The sequence below is a fragment of the Streptomyces sp. NPDC058308 genome (genome assembly GCF_042880275.1).
In the GTDB taxonomy this organism is placed as follows: domain Bacteria; phylum Actinomycetota; class Actinomycetes; order Streptomycetales; family Streptomycetaceae; genus Streptomyces.
Genome location: NZ_JBHVZA010000031.1, coordinates 24,402 through 42,996, shown reverse-complemented (window position 1 = coordinate 42,996; position 18,595 = coordinate 24,402). Strand labels below are relative to the sequence as shown.

Sequence of the window (18,595 nt, the reverse complement as noted above, 5' to 3'; positions counted from 1 at the left end):
GGGTAAGACATCCCTAGTGGGAAGGGGCGACACGCAGTCCGGGGCGTCTCACGTTCGCCATCGGCGTAGTGATGGTGGGGGTAACTGCCTGGCCTGCGGGAACATCGTCTCGCACCATCGGGTTGGAGCAGTTGTCGGCGTTCGAGGTCAGGACTTCCCCTGGGAAGGGGGCCGGGTGTCGGCAGTTGGAATGAGCGGTCCCCGCTTGCGGGACTAAGCTGCGGAAGGACAGGGAGGGGACCGACCCCTTACTGCCTGACCGCTCTGAGGAGCGATTAACGATGTTCGAGAGGTTCACCGACCGCGCGCGGCGGGTTGTCGTCCTGGCTCAGGAAGAAGCCCGGATGCTCAACCACAACTACATCGGCACCGAGCACATCCTCCTGGGCTTGATCCACGAGGGCGAGGGTGTCGCCGCTAAGGCCCTGGAGAGCCTCGGGATTTCGCTCGAGGCGGTCCGCCAGCAGGTGGAGGAGATCATCGGTCAGGGCCAGCAGGCCCCGTCCGGGCACATCCCCTTCACCCCCCGTGCCAAGAAGGTCCTGGAGCTGTCGCTCCGCGAGGCCCTTCAGCTGGGCCACAACTACATCGGCACGGAGCACATCCTGCTCGGCCTGATCCGCGAGGGCGAGGGCGTCGCGGCCCAGGTCCTGGTCAAGCTGGGCGCCGATCTCAACCGGGTGCGGCAGCAGGTCATCCAGCTGCTCTCCGGCTACCAGGGCAAGGAGACCGCCACCGCCGGCGGTCCTGCCGAGGGCACGCCCTCCACGTCCCTGGTCCTCGACCAGTTCGGCCGGAACCTCACCCAGGCCGCTCGTGAGTCCAAGCTCGACCCGGTCATCGGGCGCGAGAAGGAGATCGAGCGGGTCATGCAGGTGCTGTCCCGCCGCACCAAGAACAACCCGGTCCTGATCGGTGAGCCCGGCGTCGGCAAGACCGCCGTCGTCGAGGGTCTCGCCCAGGCCATCGTCAAGGGCGAGGTGCCCGAGACCCTCAAGGACAAGCACCTCTACACCCTCGACCTCGGCGCGCTGGTGGCCGGCTCGCGCTACCGCGGTGACTTCGAGGAGCGCCTGAAGAAGGTCCTCAAGGAGATCCGCACCCGCGGCGACATCATCCTGTTCATCGACGAGCTCCACACCCTGGTGGGTGCGGGTGCCGCCGAGGGCGCGATCGACGCCGCGAGCATCCTCAAGCCGATGCTGGCCCGCGGCGAGCTGCAGACCATCGGTGCGACCACGCTCGACGAGTACCGCAAGCACCTGGAGAAGGACGCCGCGCTCGAGCGCCGCTTCCAGCCCATCCAGGTCGCGGAGCCGTCGCTGCCGCACACCATCGAGATCCTCAAGGGCCTCCGCGACCGGTACGAGGCGCACCACCGCGTCTCCATCACCGACGAGGCCCTGGTCCAGGCCGCCACCCTGGCCGACCGGTACATCTCGGACCGCTTCCTGCCGGACAAGGCGATCGACCTGATCGACGAGGCCGGTTCCCGGATGCGCATCCGCCGGATGACCGCGCCGCCGGACCTCCGCGAGTTCGACGAGAAGATCGCGGGCGTCCGTCGCGACAAGGAGTCCGCGATCGACTCGCAGGACTTCGAGAAGGCCGCTTCCCTGCGCGACAAGGAGAAGCAGCTCCTGGCCGCCAAGGCCAAGCGCGAGAAGGAGTGGAAGGCCGGCGACATGGACGTCGTCGCCGAGGTCGACGGCGAGCTCATCGCCGAGGTCCTCGCCACGGCGACGGGCATCCCGGTCTTCAAGCTGACCGAGGAGGAGTCGAGCCGCCTGCTGCGCATGGAGGACGAGCTCCACAAGCGCGTCATCGGCCAGAAGGACGCCGTCAAGGCGCTCTCGAAGGCGATCCGGCGTACGCGTGCGGGTCTGAAGGACCCGAAGCGTCCCGGCGGTTCGTTCATCTTCGCGGGCCCGTCCGGTGTCGGTAAGACCGAGCTGTCCAAGGCGCTCGCCGAATTCCTCTTCGGCGACGAGGACGCGCTGATCTCCCTCGACATGTCGGAGTTCAGCGAGAAGCACACGGTCTCGCGGCTCTTCGGTTCGCCCCCCGGTTACGTGGGTTACGAAGAGGGCGGCCAGCTGACCGAGAAGGTCCGCCGCAAGCCGTTCTCCGTCGTCCTGTTCGACGAGGTCGAGAAGGCCCACCCGGACATCTTCAACTCGCTCCTGCAGATCCTGGAGGACGGTCGCCTGACCGACTCCCAGGGCCGGGTCGTCGACTTCAAGAACACGGTCATCATCATGACGACCAACCTCGGCACCCGGGACATCTCGAAGGGCTTCAACCTCGGCTTCGCGGCCCAGGGCGACACGAAGTCCAACTACGAGCGGATGAAGAACAAGGTCAGCGACGAGCTGAAGCAGCACTTCCGCCCGGAGTTCCTGAACCGCGTGGACGACGTCGTCGTCTTCCCGCAGCTCACGCAGGACGACATCCTCCAGATCGTCGACCTGATGATCACGAAGGTGGACGAGCGCCTGAAGGACCGGGACATGGGCATCGAGCTCTCCCAGTCCGCGAAGGAGCTGCTCTCGAAGAGGGGCTACGACCCGGTGCTCGGCGCGCGTCCGCTGCGGCGCACGATCCAGCGCGAGGTCGAGGACACCCTCTCCGAGAAGATCCTCTTCGGCGAGCTGCGTCCCGGCCACATCGTGGTCGTCGACACGGAGGGCGAGGGCGAGACCGCCACGTTCACCTTCCGCGGCGAGGAGAAGGCGGCGCTGCCCGACGTGCCGCCGATCGAGTCGGCCGCCGGTGGCGGTGCGGGCCCGAACCTGAGCAAGGAGGCGTAGCCTCAGGGCCACGCTTCACAGGGGCTGCCCCGGAACCGTTTCATACGGTTCCGGGGCAGCCCCTTTCTGGTTTCTGGCGCGTACGAGGTGGCCCTCAGGCCGTGATCGTGACGCCCTCCGGCACGTTCCGTACGCGCGGCAGGCGCGGGTTGACGCGCAGGACCCGCAGGTGGGGGAAGCGGGCCAGCCACGCCATGTCGGGGTCGGGCAGCTCGGCGTTGACCCACAGATGCGTGAGCCGGTCGGGGACCAGGCCGGCCAGGAGCTCGTCGGTGCGCATGATGCCGGCCACCTGGATGCGCGGCCGCCCGCCGAGCCCCCGTAGGGCCGCGAGTTCGGCCGCGTCGGAGACGGGGAAGTACAGGCCCTCCGGGCCGAGGTGGGCGATGATCTCGTGCGCGTACCGATCGGTGTCGAAGTGCCGCCAGGGGCGGGCCAGCTCCGTGCGGATGGCCAGCGACGAGCGGGTGCGCAGCCGGGCGAGGTAGTCGATCGCCGCGTCGTCCTGGACGCGGGTCGCGGTGATGGCGAGGAGCAGCGCCTGCTGGTCGCCGGGGACCTGCTCGGGGTCCGGGAGCTGTTCCAGGACGATGGGGCCCACCCAGCCGAGGCTGCGGGCGCCCTGCTCGGTGGTGGGGCGCAGGAGGTTCTTCGTGCGCCGGTGCACGAGCTCCTGCATCGCCGGGTCCAGCTCGCTGACGTGTTCCAGGCAGGCGGCGGCCATCAGGCGCCGGTGATTGACGTGCGGCCTGCGCAGGCCGGGGGCCGCGGCGAGGAGGCGCTCCAGGAATCCGGCGCACTCGTCGGGGCGGGCGTGGGCGGCGGCCATGCGGATGACCTCCTCCCACTCCGGCTGGTGGGCGTGGTCCACGAGGGTGTGCAGGTGGCCGCGGGCCACGATCTCCTTGGCGGCCAGGTAGTCCTGGAAGGTCCGGTGGATGAAGTCGACGGAGACGCCCGCCTGTTCGCGCAGCAGGCCGGTGCGGTGCAGCAGGTGGCGGAAGATCTTCTCGCCGTCGCCCGCGGCGCGGGCCGACGGAATGGCGGGCAGCGCCCCGTCGAGGACCTCGACGACGCGCCGGCGCGGCAGCTCCGAGAGGCCCTCCGCGAGCATGGCGTGCGCGAGCTTGCGCAGGAGCAGTTCGCGGGCGCCCTGCTGGAGGCGTACGTCGTCCGCGTACAGCACGTCGCGTTCGGGGTCGCGGCGCTGCAGGAGCATCTCCAGGGCGGCGTCGTAGAGCTCCTTGCGGCCCTTGGGTAGCGATCCGGAGCGGTCGCGGTTGAGGGCGCATATCAGTCCGCACATCAGCGGGTTGGTGGCGAGCTGGCGCAGCTCGCGGTAGATCCGTACGGAGTTCAAGAGGCGCTGTTCGTACTCCTTGAGGTCCTCGCGGTCCGGCTGCTCCCCGTACTGGTCGTCGCCCATCGCAGCGGTGTGCCAGTCGCGGATGAAGCGGGTGACCTGGTCGCGGGACATCGGGGCCAGGGACAGTTCCGTGAAGCCCTCCTCGGCGAGGCGCTCCTGGGAGAGCCAGCCGTCCTCCACGGCGGAGGGGCGCGAGGTGACCAGGCAGGCGGTGCCGGAGAAGATGCGCAGGAGCCGGCGGAGCTGGTCGCGCAGGGCGCCGCGGGTCTCCTCGGGGGCCTCGTCGATGCCGTCGACGAGGAGCAGGGCGCGGCCCGCGAGGAGCGTGCGCACGACCCATCCCTCGGGCGCCTGCCCGGCCAGCGGGTGGCGCACGGCGCGCAGGAAGTCGTCCGGGGCGGGGAACCCCTCGCGCGCGAAGCGGCGGACCGGCAGGACGAAGGGCACCCGGGCGCCCTCGCGGGCCGCGGCCACGGCGAGCCACTGCACGAGGGTCGTCTTGCCGGAGCCCGCGACGCCGCGCAGCAGGACCCGCTCGTGGCCCTCCAGGGCCCGGTCGGCGAGGAGCACCGTGCGCTGGTGCCCGCCTGTCACGGGCGGCCCGCCGGTGTTCTCCTCGGCCTGCAGGCTGAGGTAGGTGTCCTCCAGGGGCCAGCGGTCGGGCGCGTTCGCGAAGTCGACGCCGACGATGGTCAGCCAGCCGTGCTGGCGCACGACCTCCTGCGCGTACGCGGTCTCGAAGTCGGCGTCCTCCCGGGAGGGTTCGGGGCGGCGGACCGCGGCGGCCGCCTCGGCGTCGCTCAGGTCGACGAGCTGCCGGATGCGGCTCGCGCGCTCGGCCAGGTGCCGCTGGATGTACGGGGAGCGGCGCACGAGGTGGTGCAGGACGTGCAGGCAGACGGCGACGAGCAGTTCGTCGTGGAACCAGGCGGCGCCGGGGCTCAGGCGCCGGTCGGCGCCCTGGACGGCGCCGCGCAGCCGCCGGGCGTAGTCCTGCGGGCCCAGGCGCACGGCGTCGGCGTCGGTGAGGTCGAGCTCCCCGATGGCGAGCAGGGTGCGGGTCAGGACGTCGGCCACCTCGGGCAGTTCGCGGGTGGGCGTGGAGTGTGTCTCGGCGGCGAGCTGGATGAACTCGGCGGCGGTGCGGTGGACTTCGTCCGGGTCGGCGGGGGCGTCGGGGCCCCGCCAGGTGGCGATGGCGGCGATCAGGTCGGGGCACTTGGGGGGCCGGGGCGGGACGCGGAACAGCCGTCGCACGAGGGGCGCGGAGAGGGCCGACGGGGTGCGTACTACGGGCTCCATGGGCATCGCGGTCCCTGGGTCGGGTTGTGCCGTGCAGCCGGGCCTTGCCGTAGGAGGCAAGTCTAGGTCAATCGCCGTGCTGGTTCAGAAAGTTGACCTGCACACCGGGCGGTATCTGCCGGAGGAGGTCGGCGCTGACCGCGTTCACCAAGTCGACCTCGGTGAGGTGGGGGAAGGCTGCCAGCCAGCCGAGCCCCTCCACGGGGTGGGGCGCGTCCAGGGCGATGCGGGTGAGCTGCTCGGGCACGAGGAGTTCGACGAGGTCCTCGACGCGGTAGGCGCCGACGACCTGGATGTGCGGCCAGCCGCCGATGGAGCGCAGGGCGCGGAGGTCCTCGGGCCCGTGCACGGGGACCAGGGGCCGCCGGGTGAGGTGCTTCAGGACTTCCCGCAGGTAGAACTCGCGGTCGAAGACCGACCAGGACGCGGCGAGGACCAGCTGGACCTTGTGGTCCGGGTGGTCGCGGAAGTAAGTGAGGTAGTTCAGCGCCGCCGGGGAGCCGATCTTGGCGGCGACCAGCGGTACCAGATAGGCGAGCTCGCCCCCGACCTCCTCGGGCTCGGGCAGCAGGTCCAGCGTCAGGTCGCGGCCCACCTCCGCCAGGACGAAGGCCTCGTGCTCCGTCCGGGGCGGCAACAGGGACCGCAGACCTTCCTCCACCAGCACCCGCACGGCCGGTGCCAGCTCCGCCGCGTACGGCAGGGAGGCCGCGGCGAGCAGCTTGCTGTGCGCCGTGCCTCGCTCCATGAGGCTCCGCAGCATCAGCTCCGCCTCCCTGGGCCGCGCGTGCGCGACGGCCAGCACGATGACGTCCTCCCACTCCGCCCGGCCCGCGTGGTTGAGGAGCAGGTCGAAGTCCAGCTCCTGCACGGCGAGACGGGAGCCCAGGTAGTCCTGGAAGGTGCGGTGCAGGAAGTCCACGCGGCCGTCGGCGGGCTCGCGCAGCAGGCCCGAGCGCAGCAGCAGCGAGCCGTAGATGTCCTCGCCGCCGCCGTCGAGGCCCATCGAGGGGGCGGCGTCACCGAGGATGCGTACGGCGTCCGAACGGTCCATCTCCGCACGGCTGTTGCGGATCAGCCACCACGCGAGCTTCTGGAGGAGCTGCACCTGGGTGGCGAACGAGAGGCGCGCGTCGTACGAGGGGTGGAGTCCGCGCTCGACGTCCCGGCGTTCCAGGAGCATCGTCAGGGCGGCCTGGTACAGCGACTTCCTGTCCTGCGGAAGGAAACCGCGCCGGTCCCGGTGCAAGGCGCAGAGCATGCCGCACATCAGCGGGTTCGTGGCGAGCCGGTTCAGTTCGGAGGCCCTGCGCACCGTCCGCAGCATGGCGGCGCCGATGGCCTCGTCGGCGCCCGCCGCGCGGTGCCACCGGCGTACGAACGTGGCGACGTCGTCGTGGGCCATCGGGGAGAGCGTGAGCTCCGCGAAGCCGGTGGAGTCCAGCCACTTGTCCGGGACGGCGGAGGGCCGGGACGTGACGAGCCACAGGTTGCCCGGGAACGTACGCGTCAGGTCCCGCAGCCACCGCCTGGCCGCCGTACGCCGGTCCTCGGAGATCTCGTCCATCCCGTCGACGAGCAGCACGCCGCGTTGCGCCCGCAGCACGCGCTCCACCCAGCCCGCAGGCTGCTCCCCGGCCACGAGGCAGCCGACCGCCGTCAGAAACTCGCTCGGAATGGGCAGCTCGACCCCGGGCCGCACGATCCGCCGCATCGGCAGCACGAACGGCACGCGTCCGACGAGGTGAGTCAGCCCGTGCGCGTACGTCCGGTCGGCCGCGGTGACCGCGAGCCACTGCACGAGCGTGGTCTTCCCGGACCCCGCGACCCCGCGCAGCAGCACGTGGTCGTGTTGTGCGAGGACCTGCTCGGCGGCCACCTGGGCCCCGCCCTCCTCCGGCCGCTCCCGGGTCGCCTCCAGGCTCAGATAGGCGGTGTCCAGCGGCCACTCGCTGGTCCCGGCGTAGACGTCGAGCCCGTAGATGGTGAGCGTGCCGTGCCGCTCCGCTATGTAATCCGCGTACCGCGCCTCGAACGCGGCGTCCTCGCTGGACTGCGACGGTAGCCGTTCGAGCAGCACGTCGACGGCGTTGACGAGCCGCGCGAGCTGCTGACTCTGCGCGGTCTGCTGCCGGGCGATGTAGGTGGAACGCTGCGTGAAGAAGTTCAGGATGTGCAGGGACGCGGTGTGCAGCAGCCGCTCGTAGAACAGCTCGGCGTCGGCGCTGAGCCGGATGATGGAGACCGAGATGCTGGCCCGCTCCCGCAGCTTGCGAGCGAATTCCTCGGGCCCGAGGGCGACGGCTTCGAAGTCGTCGATGGTGAGGGTGCCGAGGGCGCTCAGCGAAAGCGCGAGAGCGTTCCTGACGGCAAGGGCCTCGACGGCCTCCACGGGCCGCTCACCGGGCCCAGCCGCCTTCAACGCCCTGCGGACGAGTTCGTCCGCGACCTTCTCGACGTCCTTCGGGGTGACGTCGCGCTTCTCGCCCTTGAACGATACGAGCGCGGAAATCCGCATGGGCTTGGCGACGAGCCCCGCGCCGGGCTGCTCCTTCACGAAGAGCTTCTTCACGAGCGGCGCGACCACGCTGGACGCGAGTCGGGCACCTAGGGCTGCGGGGTCGACCATGTGTTGAGGGTAGGGCAACGGGCCCTTGCTCAGGGGGAGTTACGCGGTGGGCGGGCGGCCGTCGGGGTTGGGCTCGACGCCCTTGCCGATGTGTTCGGGGTGCGCGTCCTTCGTCTTGAGCTCGAAGACGAAGTAGCGGTGCAGCTTGAGGTGGTAGAAGAGCAGGTCGATACGGAATTCGCCGCCGATCACCTGAGGGCAAGGGGGTGTGGTTTCAGCTCAATCGCTGAGGGGGTCGTAGGTGGAGATCTCGACACGGCCCGGCAGGGCTTCCAGGCCGGTGGCGGTAGGGGCGGGGGCCCGCAGGTGGCGGAGGGCCGGAAGGCCCGCCAGGGGGGTGAGGTCAAGTGACTCGTGGCCCGGGGGCTTGAGCGCGTGCACGTCGACGAGGCCGGGCAGAAGCGTCACGAGGCGGGCCATCGCGGCATCCCACTCGCCCTTGGGGAGCACTTGCGCCTCCTTGACGCCGGGCAGGGTCAGGCCGGGCGGTGCGGCCGCGAGGCTGTCGGACGACATGGTCAGCTTCGAGAGACGCGGGAGGCGGGTGAGGGCATCCCACTGCGCGGCACCCAGGCGGATCGAGGCGCCGAAGATGACCCAGTCCAACTCCCTCCACCTCTCCATGTGGTGGATGTCGGTCAGGCTGTCGACGGCGTCCAGCAGCCCCAGTGTGCGCAGGGGTGCGTCGGAGGGGAACAGGGAAAGGTTCCAGGGCTCGCCGACGTCGAAGACGCGCAGGTCGGTGAGGTCGCGCAGGGATGCCAGCGCTTTCGGGGTGAGGCGGGCCGCAGGGACCTGGAGCATCAGGAACGTGGGCACGCAGGCCACGAGCAGCCGGGAGGCGGCTTCCGGGGAGACCTCCGCGCGAACGTCCAGGAGCTTCGGGCGTACCCCCAACCGCTCCAGTTCCGCCGCCTGTTCGTCGTTGAGGATCGTGAAGTGTGTCTCCCCGTCGTCGAGTTGGGCGATGACTTGCTCGGCGTACGCGCGACAGTCGTACCGGTGCCACCCCCACATCAGCTGGCTGCGCACGGCGAGGCTCGGATGCCGTGCGAACCTGGCGAGGAAGGGGATCGCCGCGTCCGACCGGATGCGGGTCGCGGTGATCGTCACCTGCCGGGCCTCGTCGTCCGTCAGACCGTCCGGTCCCGGAAGCAGATCGAGCACCACGGGGCCGGCCTCCGCGAGCGCACGGGCGTCCGCGGCGGTGCGTGGCGGAATCAGTGTCGCCGTCCGCCGCTCCACCTCCTCCCGCACCGCCGGCGCCAGTTCCACCGCGTGTTCCAGGCAGGCCGCCGCCAGGAGATGGACACGCTTCCAGTGCCCTCTCTCCGGAAGCCCGTCCCCGTACGAAAGCAACTCGCCGAGCAACTCAGCCCGTTCGCGCGGACGCGCCTGTGCCACCGCCATGCGGATGACGTCCTCCCACTGGTCGTCCGTGCCGTGCCGGGCGAGTACTCCGAAGTCGCCCTCGTCGACCGCCGCCCGCGCGCCGAGGAAGTCCTGGAAGGTGCGGTGGGTGAATTCGACGGTGTCCGGGCCCGGCTCGCGGAGCAGCCCGCTGCGGTGCAGGAAGTGGGTGTAGACCGCCCGCGCGTCACCGAGCGGGGCGAGCTCCGGCACCGCGGGCAGCGCGTCCGCGATGATGGCCTCCGCGCGCGAACGGTCCATGACCGTACGGCCGTTGCGGATCAGCCAGTACGCGAGTCGCTGGAGCAGCTGCAGCTGGGGCTCCTCCCGTAACTCCGGGCCTGCCATGTGCCGTTCGCGGTCCCGGCGGACCAGCAGCATGGACAGAGCCGCCGTGTAGAGGTCCTTGCGGCCCAGCGGCAGGAAGCCCCGACGGTCCCTGTGCAGGGCGCAGATCAGGCCGCACATGAGGGGGTTGGTGGCCAGGCGGCCCAGGTCCGGCTTCGAGCGCACCGCCTCCAGGAGCTGGCTCTCGTACGCGGCGAGTGCGGCGTCTTCCTCGGGCGCACCCGTGGTCGCGGCGGCGTGCCACCGCTCGATGAACGCCGCCACCTCCGCCTTCCGCATCGCGGAGAGCGTCAGCTCCGTGAAGCCCTCGCCGGTGAGCCAGTCCTCTCGTACGGCCGAGGGGCGCGACGTCACCAGCCAGCGGTTGCCCGGGAACGCGTCGACGAGGTCGCTCAGCCAGGCCCGCGTCCGGGCGCGCTCCGCCGCCGGGACCTCGTCGATCCCGTCGATCAGGACGAGGGCGCGTCCCGCCGTCAGGACACGCGCCTCCCAGCCCTTCGGCTGCGTGCCCGCGAGGGGGCAGCCCACCGAGGCGAGGAAATCGGCGGGCACGGGCAGGCGCTCGCCGTGGCGGGTGAGGGTGCGCAAGGGGAGGACGTACGGAATGCGGTCGTCCAGGTACGCCATGGTGTCCGAGGAGACAGCCACGTCCCCGCGCGCCGCGCTCACCGCAAGCCACTGCACCAGCGTTGTCTTGCCTGAGCCCGCCTCGCCCCGGAGGAGGACCCGGTCGTGGGCCGCGAGTGCCTGGTCCGCGGGGAGCGGGGGCGTGCGCTCGCCGACCTCCGCCTCTCGCGAGTGGTACTCCGCCCCCGCCTGGTAGGGGGCCGTGGCCGCGCGCCCGGTCGCCACCGCCTCCAACGACATGTAGGCCGCGTCCAGCGGCCACTTCCCCGGGGAGCCCGCCAGATCGATACCGAAGATCGTCAGCTTGCCGTGCTTCTTGGCGACGTACGCGAGATAACGGCGCTCGAAAGCGACGTCCTCCGACCCGCCGACGACCGGACCGCGGGCGATCAACGCGTCGACCTTCGCGATCAGTTCGTCCTGCGCCCGGCTCTGCGCGACGAGCGTCGCCGCCACGAACGTGGAGCGCTGCGTGAAGAACTGCAGGATGTGCAGGCACGCCCACTCGGTGACCGTGTCGAGGTAGAGGGCGGCGTCCGCGGAGAGCCCGGAGACCGCTGCCTCGTGGACGAGCTTGCGGGCCAGCTTCCCGTGGCCGAGGCCCACGGCCTGCACGTCGTTCATGTCGAGCTCACCGAGGGAGAGGAGCGTCCGGGCCAGCGCGTCGATGACCGCTTCCGACTCGTCCTGCGGGAATGGGCGCTCGCCCGGCGAGGCCAGGGACTCCGTCACGAGCCGCTCCGCGAGCCGCCGCACGTCCCGCTCGCCCAGCGTGCGCTTCTCACCCCTGAACGAGACCAGCGAGGACAGTCGTACGGGCTTGTCGACCAGGTCCGCGCCCGGGCCCTCCCGCACGAAGAGCTTCTTGATCAGCGAGGCCATGGCGCTCGATGCCAGGCGGGTGCCTACGACCGCGGGATCCATGGGCGTGAGCGTAGCGGGGGTCACATTCGCGGCGGGGCGGATCCGGTGAGCCGGTGACATGGCGCACAGGACCTACGTCACGTACTAGACGGAATAGTCGACGTCGGGAGGCGCGTGCTCGGGACCTTCGGCCCGCGACCTCCGGGACCTCCGTCGCGTCCCCGTGGGGTCGGCCCGCGCCCGGTGGGGTCAGGGGTTCGAGGGCCGTCCGACGTGCGGTTAAACCTGGTAACACCAGCCCCGCGGCCGAATGTGCCCCTACCGGGCCAAGGGGGAATTGTCTGGATTTCATACCCTCAACAGGACTAAATGCTGCCGAGCCGCTACGGCTTCGGGTAGTAGAAGGGGGGTTTGAGCATCCGTGGGGACGGGGGTTACCAAGGGATGGCCGACCCGGTGAAGCGCGGTCCACGGGGCCGTGGGTGACTCACCCGCCCCCTCCGCCCGCCGGGTCCGTTCATGCCCCCCTCGGTCGTCGCGTCAGGCGTCGCCGTCGTACACCCCGGAGGACATCCTCATGCTCAAGCGCACCCAGTCTCCCCGCCCCGCCTCCTCGTTCCTCGGTGCCCGTGTGGCCGTGCTCGCCCTCGGCATCGGAGCGTCGGCGGTCCTCGGCGGTGGGGTCTCGGTCGCCGCGGGGGACGCGAAGAGCGGCGGCGCGCTGCCCGGCGTCACCGTGAACCCGGTCAAGGCGCAGGCCGACGCGCAGGCCAAGAAGGCCGCCGACCAGGCGAAGAAGGCCGCCGACGGCAAGAAGGCCGCGGCCGCGAAGGCCGCCGCCTGGATCGACCCGGTCAACGACTACACGCTCTCCGCGAGCTTCGGCCTCGGCGGCAGCATGTGGTCCCACAAGCACTCCGGCCAGGACTTCGCCGTGCCGATCGGCACGGCGGTCTCCTCCGTGCACGGCGGCACCGTCGTCAAGGCCGGCCCGAACGGCGCCGGTGACGGCCCCGCGTACGGCAACGCCGTCGTGATCAAGCACAGCAACGGCACGTTCTCCCAGTACGCGCACCTCTCGAAGATCGACGTCCGGGTGGGCCAGACCGTCGGCACCGGCCAGCGCATCGCGGCCTCCGGCAACACCGGCAACTCCAGCGGCCCGCACCTGCACTTCGAGATCCGCACGACCCCGAACTACGGCACGGCCGTCGACCCGGTCGCCTTCCTCCACTCGGTGGGCGTGAAGGTCTGACCCGCACCCGTAGCGGTCACTGGGCGCCCGTGTGCGCCCGCGTCACCAGATCGATGGCGACCTCCAGGATGGCCTCGCGCTTCTCCTCGGGGTCGCCTTCGGCGTCCTTGAGCACGAACATCCCGCCGTGCATGGTGAAGAGCGCGCTGAAGCAGCGCACCTGGTCGGACATCGGGGCGTCCGGGTCCTTCAGGATCTCGTAGAGCCCGAGCATGCGGTCCTTGAAGCTCTCGCCCGTCTTCAGGTCGCGCATCGTGGCCTGGTTCTCCTGCATGAAGCGGAAGAGCGGTGCCGCTTGGACGAGGATCTCGCTGTAGCGGCTCAGGGTCTGCTTCTTGATGTCGAGCGAGACCGGCCGCGGCTGCTCGTGACCCCATGCGATCAGCTCGTCGATGGGCCTCGTGAGGTCATCGAAGATGCTGGTCAGGATGTCTTCCTTGGTCTTGAAGTGGTAGTACAGCGCCGCCTTCGTGACCTCCAGCCGTTCCGAGATCTCCCGTAGGGACGTCTTCTCGTACCCCTGCTCGGCGAAGAGTTCGAGGGCCACGTCCTGGATGCGCTGGCGGGTGTTCCCGCGGCGGTGCTGCTTGCCTGTGCCCGTGCCCATCGGGTTGCTCCTCGACTCCACTGAACTTCGATTAACTTACTTGACGCCCGGCTAGTTAGGGGTCTACCTTCCCTCAGTGTAGACAACTAGCCGGGCGGCAAGTAAGTGCCAGGGGTCCCGGAGGTCCGGAACTGTACGGGGAGTACGGGGAGTGGGGAACATGCCAGGGAAAACCAAAGCCGGGCCTTCGACGAAGGCGAAGGCGAAGGCGGAGCCACAGCCGCGCAGCGTGCGCGTCGTGCTGATGGCCCTGATGATCACGATGCTGCTCGCGATGCTCGACAACATGATCGTGGGCCCCGCGATGCCGACCATCGTCGGCGACCTCGGCGGCATGGAACACCTGTCGTGGGTCGTGACCGCCTACACCCTGGCCACCGCCGCCTCCACCCCCATCTGGGGCAAGATCGGCGACATGTACGGGCGCAAGGGCGCCTTCCTCACCGCCATCGTCATCTTCCTCGCGGGCTCCGTGCTCAGCGGCATGGCGCAGGGCATGGGACAGCTCATCGGCTTCCGCGCGATCCAGGGGCTCGGCGCGGGCGGACTGATGGTCGGCGTCATGGCGATCATCGGTGACCTGGTGCCGCCGCGGGACCGCGGCAAGTACATGGGCATGATGACCGGCGTCATGGCGGTCGCGATGATCGGCGGCCCGCTGGTCGGCGGCTCCATCACCGACCACCTCGGCTGGCGCTGGGCCTTCTACATCAACCTGCCGCTGGGCGCCGTCGCCCTCGCCATGGTGACCTCCGTCCTGCACCTGCCCAAGAAGAAGGCGCAGGGGCGCATCGACTACCTCGGCGCGGCCCTGCTCACCGTGGGCATCAGCGCGCTCGTGCTGGTCACCACGTGGGGCGGCTCGGAGTACGCCTGGGGCTCGGCCGTGATCATGGAGCTCATCGGGATCGGCGTCGCCTCGCTCGTCGGCTTCCTCTTCGTACAGAAGAAGGCTGCCGAACCGATTCTGCCGCTGCACATCTTCCACAGCCGCAACTTCTCGCTGATGGCCGTGATCGGCTTCATCACCGGCTTCGTGATGTTCGGCGCGATGCTCTTCCTGCCGCTCTACCAGCAGTCGGTGCAGGGGGCCTCGGCGACCAACTCCGGTCTGCTGCTCCTGCCGATGCTGCTCTCGATGATGGCCGTCTCGATGGTCGCGGGCCGGGTCACCACCGCCACCGGCAAGTACCGGGTCTTCCCGATCATCGGCACCGTCCTGATGGTCACCGGCTTCTTCCTGCTGTCACAGATGGACACCGGCACCACCCGCCTCACCTCGGGCCTCTACATGGCCGTGCTCGGCGCCGGCATGGGCTTCCTGATGCAGATCACCATGCTGGTCGCGCAGAACAGCGTCGAGATGAAGGACATGGGCGTCGCCTCGTCCTCGGCCACGCTCTTCCGCACGCTCGGCTCCTCCTTCGGCGTCGCGATCATGGGCGCGCTCTTCAACAACCGCGTCCACGACGTGATGGCCGACCGCGCCGGGGCCCTCGGCGGCAAGGTCACCGAGACGTCGGCGCAGCTGGACGCGGCGAGCCTCGCCAAGCTGCCGGCGCCCGTCGTGGACGCCTACCAGCACGCGGTCTCCGCCGGTACGCACTCGGCCTTCCTGCTGGGCGCCGTCATCAGCGTCGTGGCGCTGCTCGCCTCCTTCTTCGTGAAGGAGATCCCGCTGCGCGGCTCGGGACCCGCGGACAAGGCCGCCGACAGCGCGGACAAGGCCGCGGGCAGCGCGGACGAGACGGCCGGGAGCGCGGAAGGGGACTCCGCGCGGGCGGCCGGGAAGACGGTCGCGGAGCACGTCTGACCCCCACTGCCCCACCCCGGCGGACAACGGCCCCCGGCGCATCGCGCGCCGGGGGCCGTTGTCGTGAGCGGGAGAGTCCCGCGCACCGCGGGACCTCAAGGAGAGGCTCTCAGAAGGTGTCCGGCAGCTTGAGCACCGGATAGCTGCCCGTGTTGGTGGGCGCGTGCTCCGGCAGCCACAGCACGGCCACCGCGCCCTCGGACGGCTCGTCGGGCGCCGCCCCCGCCGGGCGTACGTTGCGGAAGGTGAGCCGTGCGCCGAGCACCCGCGCCTGGCCCGCCGCGATCGTCAGGCCGAGGCCGTGCCCGTGCCCCGCCCGGTCGGTGCTGCCCGTACGGAAGCGGCTCGGACCCTCGTCCAGGAGCGCCTCGGGGAAACCGGGGCCGTGGTCGCGCACCCGGACCACCCGGCCCTCGACGCTGACCTCGATGGGCGGCTTGCCGTGCTTGGCGGCGTTGGCGACGAGGTTGCCGAGGATGCGCTCCAGGCGGCGCGGGTCGGTGGTGACCTCCGACTCGTGCACGACCGTCACCGTGATGTCGGTGGTCAGGACCGCCATGCGCCGGGACACGAACTCGCCGAGCGTGATGTCCTGCAGCTCGGCCCGCTCGGCGGCGGAGTCAAGACGCGCCACTTCGAGTACGTCCTCGACGAGCGTCCGCATCGCCTGCGCCCGGTCCATGACCAGCTCGGTCGGCCGGCCGGGCGGCAGCAGCTCGGCAGCCGTCAGCAACCCGGTCACCGGCGTGCGCAGCTCGTGCGCGATGTCCGCGGTCACCCGGCGCTCGGCCTCCAGGCGCTGCTTGAGCGCGTCCGCCATGGCGTCCACGGCGCGCGCCACGTCGTCGGTCTCGTCCTTCACGACACCGCCGATCGCTTCGCTGACGCTCACGTCCGTCCGGCCCTGGGCGACCTCGCTCGCCGCCGTCGCCGCCTTGCGCAGGCGCCGCGACAGCTGGCCGCCGATCAGCACGCCGAGCGCGCAGCCGCCGAAGACGACCGCGATCGAGCCGATGACCAGGGCCTGGTCGAGGTCCTTCATGACGGTGGCGCTGCGGTCGGTGAAACGGGAGTGCAGGGAGAGGACGTGCCCGTCGGCGAGCGGTACGGCGGCCCAGATGTCGGGCGTGCCGTCGGGCTTCTCCTCGACGAAGGTGGCGCGGCGGCCCTTGAGGACCTTCTGCCGCAGCTCCTGCGGCAGCTCGGGATCGTCGACCTTCGTATCGAGCGGCCGGGAGTGCCGCTGGGACGCGGAGGAGTAGAGCCGCAGGGCGATCTGGATGCGCTCGTCCTGGACATCACGCGAGTTGTCGAGCATCGAGACCCGCGCGGCGTTGTGCACGACCAGGCTCAGCGCGATCGCGACCAGGGCTCCGACCAGCGCGATCGCCGCGGCGATCTTCCAGCGCACGCCCGTACGCAGGCTCACTCCTGTACGCAGGCCAAGCCCGGACCGGAACCACTCGCGGACGCGCTCGACCGCGCTGCGCCCCCCATTCATATGCGTCGTCCCCCGCGTCGTCCCCTGAGTGCCACGCGTCCGTTCACGCCTTGAGCTTGTAGCCGAAGCCGCGGACCGTCTCGATGCGGTCCTGGCCCACCTTCGTGCGCAGCCGCTGCACGTGGACGTCGACGACGCGCGTGTCACCGCCCCAGCCGTAGTCCCACACGCGCTCCAGGAGCTTGTCGCGGGAGAGGACCGTGCCGGGCGCGGACGAGAATTCGAGCAGCAGGCGCATCTCGGTCGGCGTCAGCGCCACCGGCGCACCGTCCTTGTGCACCTCCATGCCGACCGTGTCGATCTCCAGGTCGCCGAAGTGCAGCACCCCGCCGTCCGAGTCCGCGCCGTCCACGGGAGCGGAACCCGTGGAGCCGGGGCCGCTGGCGTGCCCGAAGCGGCGAAGGACGGCGCGGATGCGGGCGACCAGGACGGCGCCGTCGAACGGCTTGGTCACGTAGTCGTCGGCGCCGGCCTCCAGGCCGAGCACGACGTCGATGGAGTCGGCACGCGCCGAGAGCATGATCACCGGGACCGTCGACTCGTCGCGGATGCGGCGGCAGAGCGAGACCCCGTCCAGGCCCGGCACCATCACGTCGAGCAGCGCGATGTCCGGCTGGTCCGCGCGGAACGCCTCCAGGCCCGCGAGGCCGTCGGGCATCGCGGTCACCGCGAAGCCGTCGCGCTCCAGAGCGAGCTGGGTGGCCTCGCGGATGACGTCGTCGTCCTCGACGAACAGGACGTGGGTCTGCTCTGCCATCGGGTGCTCTCAGTCCTTTTCGGTACGGCGTGCGTGCGGTGGTGTGCGGCGGGCGGGCGGCCGGACGGGCGGTCGTCGGGCCGTCCGTCAGTCCGCGGACGGCTCGGTCGGCTCGCCGCCCACCGCGTTGCCGAAGTCGTTGCGCGTACGCCCCGACTCCGTGAAGCGGTTCGACGACCACCGGTAGGTGATCACTTCCTCGCCGGAGGGATAGGCCACCGAATCGCCCGACTCGTACAGCTGCTTCGTCACGACCAGCTCGCCCCGGTCGATCTCGGCGTAGACGGAGGCGGGCTCCTCGGCCTTGAAGACATTCTCGTACTTATCGCCCTGAGCGCGATAGACGTAACTGCCGATGCCCACCGCGTCACCGCAGGTCAGCACATTCACGACGACATCGGAGGCCGATCCTCCGGTCAGGTTCCCGTACGACACGTCGACCGGGTACGCCTTCCCCACGCACGGCTTCAGATCACGCTTGATCGCCGGGCTGACCTTCGGGTCCTCCTTGACGAGCCGCACCGCGTCGATCTTCTTCGCCGGCACGGAGGCCGAGGGGGACGGGGAGGGCGCCGTGGACACCACGGGCTCGCTGCTGGCCGGGCCCTCGTCGCGCGCGCCGGAACCACCCGTCGCGCAGGCCGAGAGCAAAAGACCGAGGGCGGCGACCGCAGCCGTCGCCGCGGTCGCCGCCTGGGCGCTTCGTCCGACCCGAGGGCCTAGGCCGCGCAACTCTCCCGCTCCTCACGTTCGAGCGCGCGGGCGTCCAGGTCGCGGCTCTCCAGCTCCTGGCGGAGCCGGGCGAGCGCCCGGTGCAGCGTGCTCTTGACCGTTCCGGCCGACATGCCGAGGGCGGCGGCCGTCTCCTCCGTGGACATCTGCTCCCAGTGTCGCAGCACGACGACGCTGCGCTGCTTGGGTGCGAGCACCTTCATGATGTCCATCAGCAGCGCGCGGTCCGCGTGCTGCTCGGTGGAGTCTTCCACGCTCGCGTCGGGCAGCTGCTCGGTGGGCACTTCCTCGAGCTTGCGGGCCCGCCACCACTCCGTACGAGTGTTGATCATGACGCGGCGCAGATAGGCGTCCGCGAGCCGCTTGTCGGCTATGCCGTCCCAGCGTCCGTACGTCCGCACGAGCGCGGTCTGCAGCAGGTCCTGCGCGTCCACGGGGTCCGGAACCAGGCGCCGGGCACTGCGCAGCAGGGCATCCTGCCGAGTGCGGACGTACTCCTCGAACTCGAGCACCTCGCCGTGCGCCATACCAAACCGCCTCCGTTCCATCCCCAATGCCGACCGCTGTCCCTGCT

12 protein-coding genes are annotated in these 18,595 nt (G+C 70.6%); 3 read left to right on the top strand and 9 right to left on the bottom strand.

All coding sequences use genetic code 11. The annotated features are described in order from the left end of the window. The first annotated feature begins 281 nt into the window (after positions 1 to 281). On the top strand, positions 282 to 2,810 hold the full coding sequence (locus tag ACFVYL_RS31610; protein WP_384259130.1) for an ATP-dependent Clp protease ATP-binding subunit: 2,529 nt from the start codon (positions 282 to 284) through the stop codon (positions 2,808 to 2,810). A 94-nt stretch (positions 2,811 to 2,904) separates the two neighbouring features. On the opposite strand, the gene ACFVYL_RS31605 is transcribed toward ACFVYL_RS31610, so the two are convergent. From ACFVYL_RS31605 to ACFVYL_RS31590, 4 genes are all read right to left on the bottom strand, one after another. Then, complete coding sequence (locus ACFVYL_RS31605; protein ID WP_389722024.1) at positions 2,905 to 5,478, bottom strand: NACHT domain-containing protein; 2,574 nt, start codon at positions 5,476 to 5,478, stop codon at positions 2,905 to 2,907. A gap of 67 nt (positions 5,479 to 5,545) precedes the next feature. Beyond that, on the bottom strand, positions 5,546 to 8,107 hold the full coding sequence (locus ACFVYL_RS31600) for an NACHT domain-containing protein (protein ID WP_389722022.1): 2,562 nt from the start codon (positions 8,105 to 8,107) through the stop codon (positions 5,546 to 5,548). Positions 8,108 to 8,146: 39 nt separating this feature from the next. Further along, positions 8,147 to 8,299: a PDDEXK nuclease domain-containing protein gene (locus ACFVYL_RS31595; RefSeq protein ID WP_389722020.1), complete on the bottom strand. Its 153-nt coding sequence runs from the start codon at positions 8,297 to 8,299 to the stop codon at positions 8,147 to 8,149. Positions 8,300 to 8,326: 27 nt separating this feature from the next. Next, positions 8,327 to 11,416 carry an NACHT domain-containing protein gene (locus ACFVYL_RS31590; protein WP_389722018.1) on the bottom strand — a complete coding sequence of 1,030 codons (3,090 nt, stop codon included), beginning with the start codon at positions 11,414 to 11,416 and terminating at the stop codon, positions 8,327 to 8,329. Positions 11,417 to 11,933: 517 nt separating this feature from the next. Between ACFVYL_RS31590 and ACFVYL_RS31585 the strand changes: the two genes are divergently transcribed. Then, entirely contained in the window at positions 11,934 to 12,611 is a 678-nt protein-coding gene (locus tag ACFVYL_RS31585; protein ID WP_389722016.1) for a M23 family metallopeptidase, read from the top strand. 16 nt (positions 12,612 to 12,627) lie between these two features. Here the strand turns inward: ACFVYL_RS31585 and ACFVYL_RS31580 are convergent, their stop codons facing one another. Next, complete coding sequence (locus ACFVYL_RS31580; RefSeq protein ID WP_389722014.1) at positions 12,628 to 13,218, bottom strand: TetR/AcrR family transcriptional regulator; 591 nt, start codon at positions 13,216 to 13,218, stop codon at positions 12,628 to 12,630. 160 nt (positions 13,219 to 13,378) lie between these two features. Between ACFVYL_RS31580 and ACFVYL_RS31575 the strand changes: the two genes are divergently transcribed. Continuing rightward, the gene (locus tag ACFVYL_RS31575; RefSeq protein WP_389722012.1) at positions 13,379 to 15,031 is read left to right on the top strand and encodes an MDR family MFS transporter; all 1,653 of its coding nucleotides are present in this window, start codon (positions 13,379 to 13,381) and stop codon (positions 15,029 to 15,031) included. A 109-nt stretch (positions 15,032 to 15,140) separates the two neighbouring features. Here the strand turns inward: ACFVYL_RS31575 and cseC are convergent, their stop codons facing one another. From cseC to ACFVYL_RS31555, 4 genes are all read right to left on the bottom strand, one after another. Then, entirely contained in the window at positions 15,141 to 16,532 is a 1,392-nt protein-coding gene (cseC, locus tag ACFVYL_RS31570; RefSeq protein ID WP_389722010.1) for a two-component system sensor histidine kinase CseC, read from the bottom strand. 43 nt (positions 16,533 to 16,575) lie between these two features. After that, positions 16,576 to 17,289, bottom strand: coding sequence for a two-component system response regulator CseB (gene cseB / locus ACFVYL_RS31565; RefSeq protein ID WP_389722008.1), 714 nt, complete (start codon positions 17,287 to 17,289; stop codon positions 16,576 to 16,578). Positions 17,290 to 17,376: 87 nt separating this feature from the next. Next, positions 17,377 to 18,021 carry a hypothetical protein gene (locus ACFVYL_RS31560; RefSeq protein WP_389722006.1) on the bottom strand — a complete coding sequence of 215 codons (645 nt, stop codon included), beginning with the start codon at positions 18,019 to 18,021 and terminating at the stop codon, positions 17,377 to 17,379. Further along, complete coding sequence (locus ACFVYL_RS31555) at positions 18,009 to 18,548, bottom strand: SigE family RNA polymerase sigma factor (protein WP_055567865.1); 540 nt, start codon at positions 18,546 to 18,548, stop codon at positions 18,009 to 18,011. Before ACFVYL_RS31555 ends, ACFVYL_RS31560 begins: the two co-directional genes overlap by 13 nt. Positions 18,549 to 18,595: the final 47 nt, after the last annotated feature.

Bases quoted from the DNA above. Each gene is read 5' to 3' on its own strand.
- ACFVYL_RS31580 (WP_389722014.1), bottom strand. From the start codon at position 13,218: ATGGGCACGGGCACAGGCAAGCAGCACCGCCGCGGGAACACCCGCCAG.
- ACFVYL_RS31600 (WP_389722022.1), bottom strand. From the start codon at position 8,107: ATGGTCGACCCCGCAGCCCTAGGTGCCCGACTCGCGTCCAGCGTGGTC.
- cseC (WP_389722010.1), bottom strand. From the start codon at position 16,532: ATGAATGGGGGGCGCAGCGCGGTCGAGCGCGTCCGCGAGTGGTTCCGG.
- ACFVYL_RS31605 (WP_389722024.1), bottom strand. From the start codon at position 5,478: ATGGAGCCCGTAGTACGCACCCCGTCGGCCCTCTCCGCGCCCCTCGTG.
- ACFVYL_RS31585 (WP_389722016.1), top strand. From the start codon at position 11,934: ATGCTCAAGCGCACCCAGTCTCCCCGCCCCGCCTCCTCGTTCCTCGGT.
- cseB (WP_389722008.1), bottom strand. From the start codon at position 17,289: ATGGCAGAGCAGACCCACGTCCTGTTCGTCGAGGACGACGACGTCATC.
- ACFVYL_RS31555 (WP_055567865.1), bottom strand. From the start codon at position 18,548: ATGGCGCACGGCGAGGTGCTCGAGTTCGAGGAGTACGTCCGCACTCGG.
- ACFVYL_RS31610 (WP_384259130.1), top strand. From the start codon at position 282: ATGTTCGAGAGGTTCACCGACCGCGCGCGGCGGGTTGTCGTCCTGGCT.
- ACFVYL_RS31575 (WP_389722012.1), top strand. From the start codon at position 13,379: ATGCCAGGGAAAACCAAAGCCGGGCCTTCGACGAAGGCGAAGGCGAAG.
- ACFVYL_RS31590 (WP_389722018.1), bottom strand. From the start codon at position 11,416: ATGGATCCCGCGGTCGTAGGCACCCGCCTGGCATCGAGCGCCATGGCC.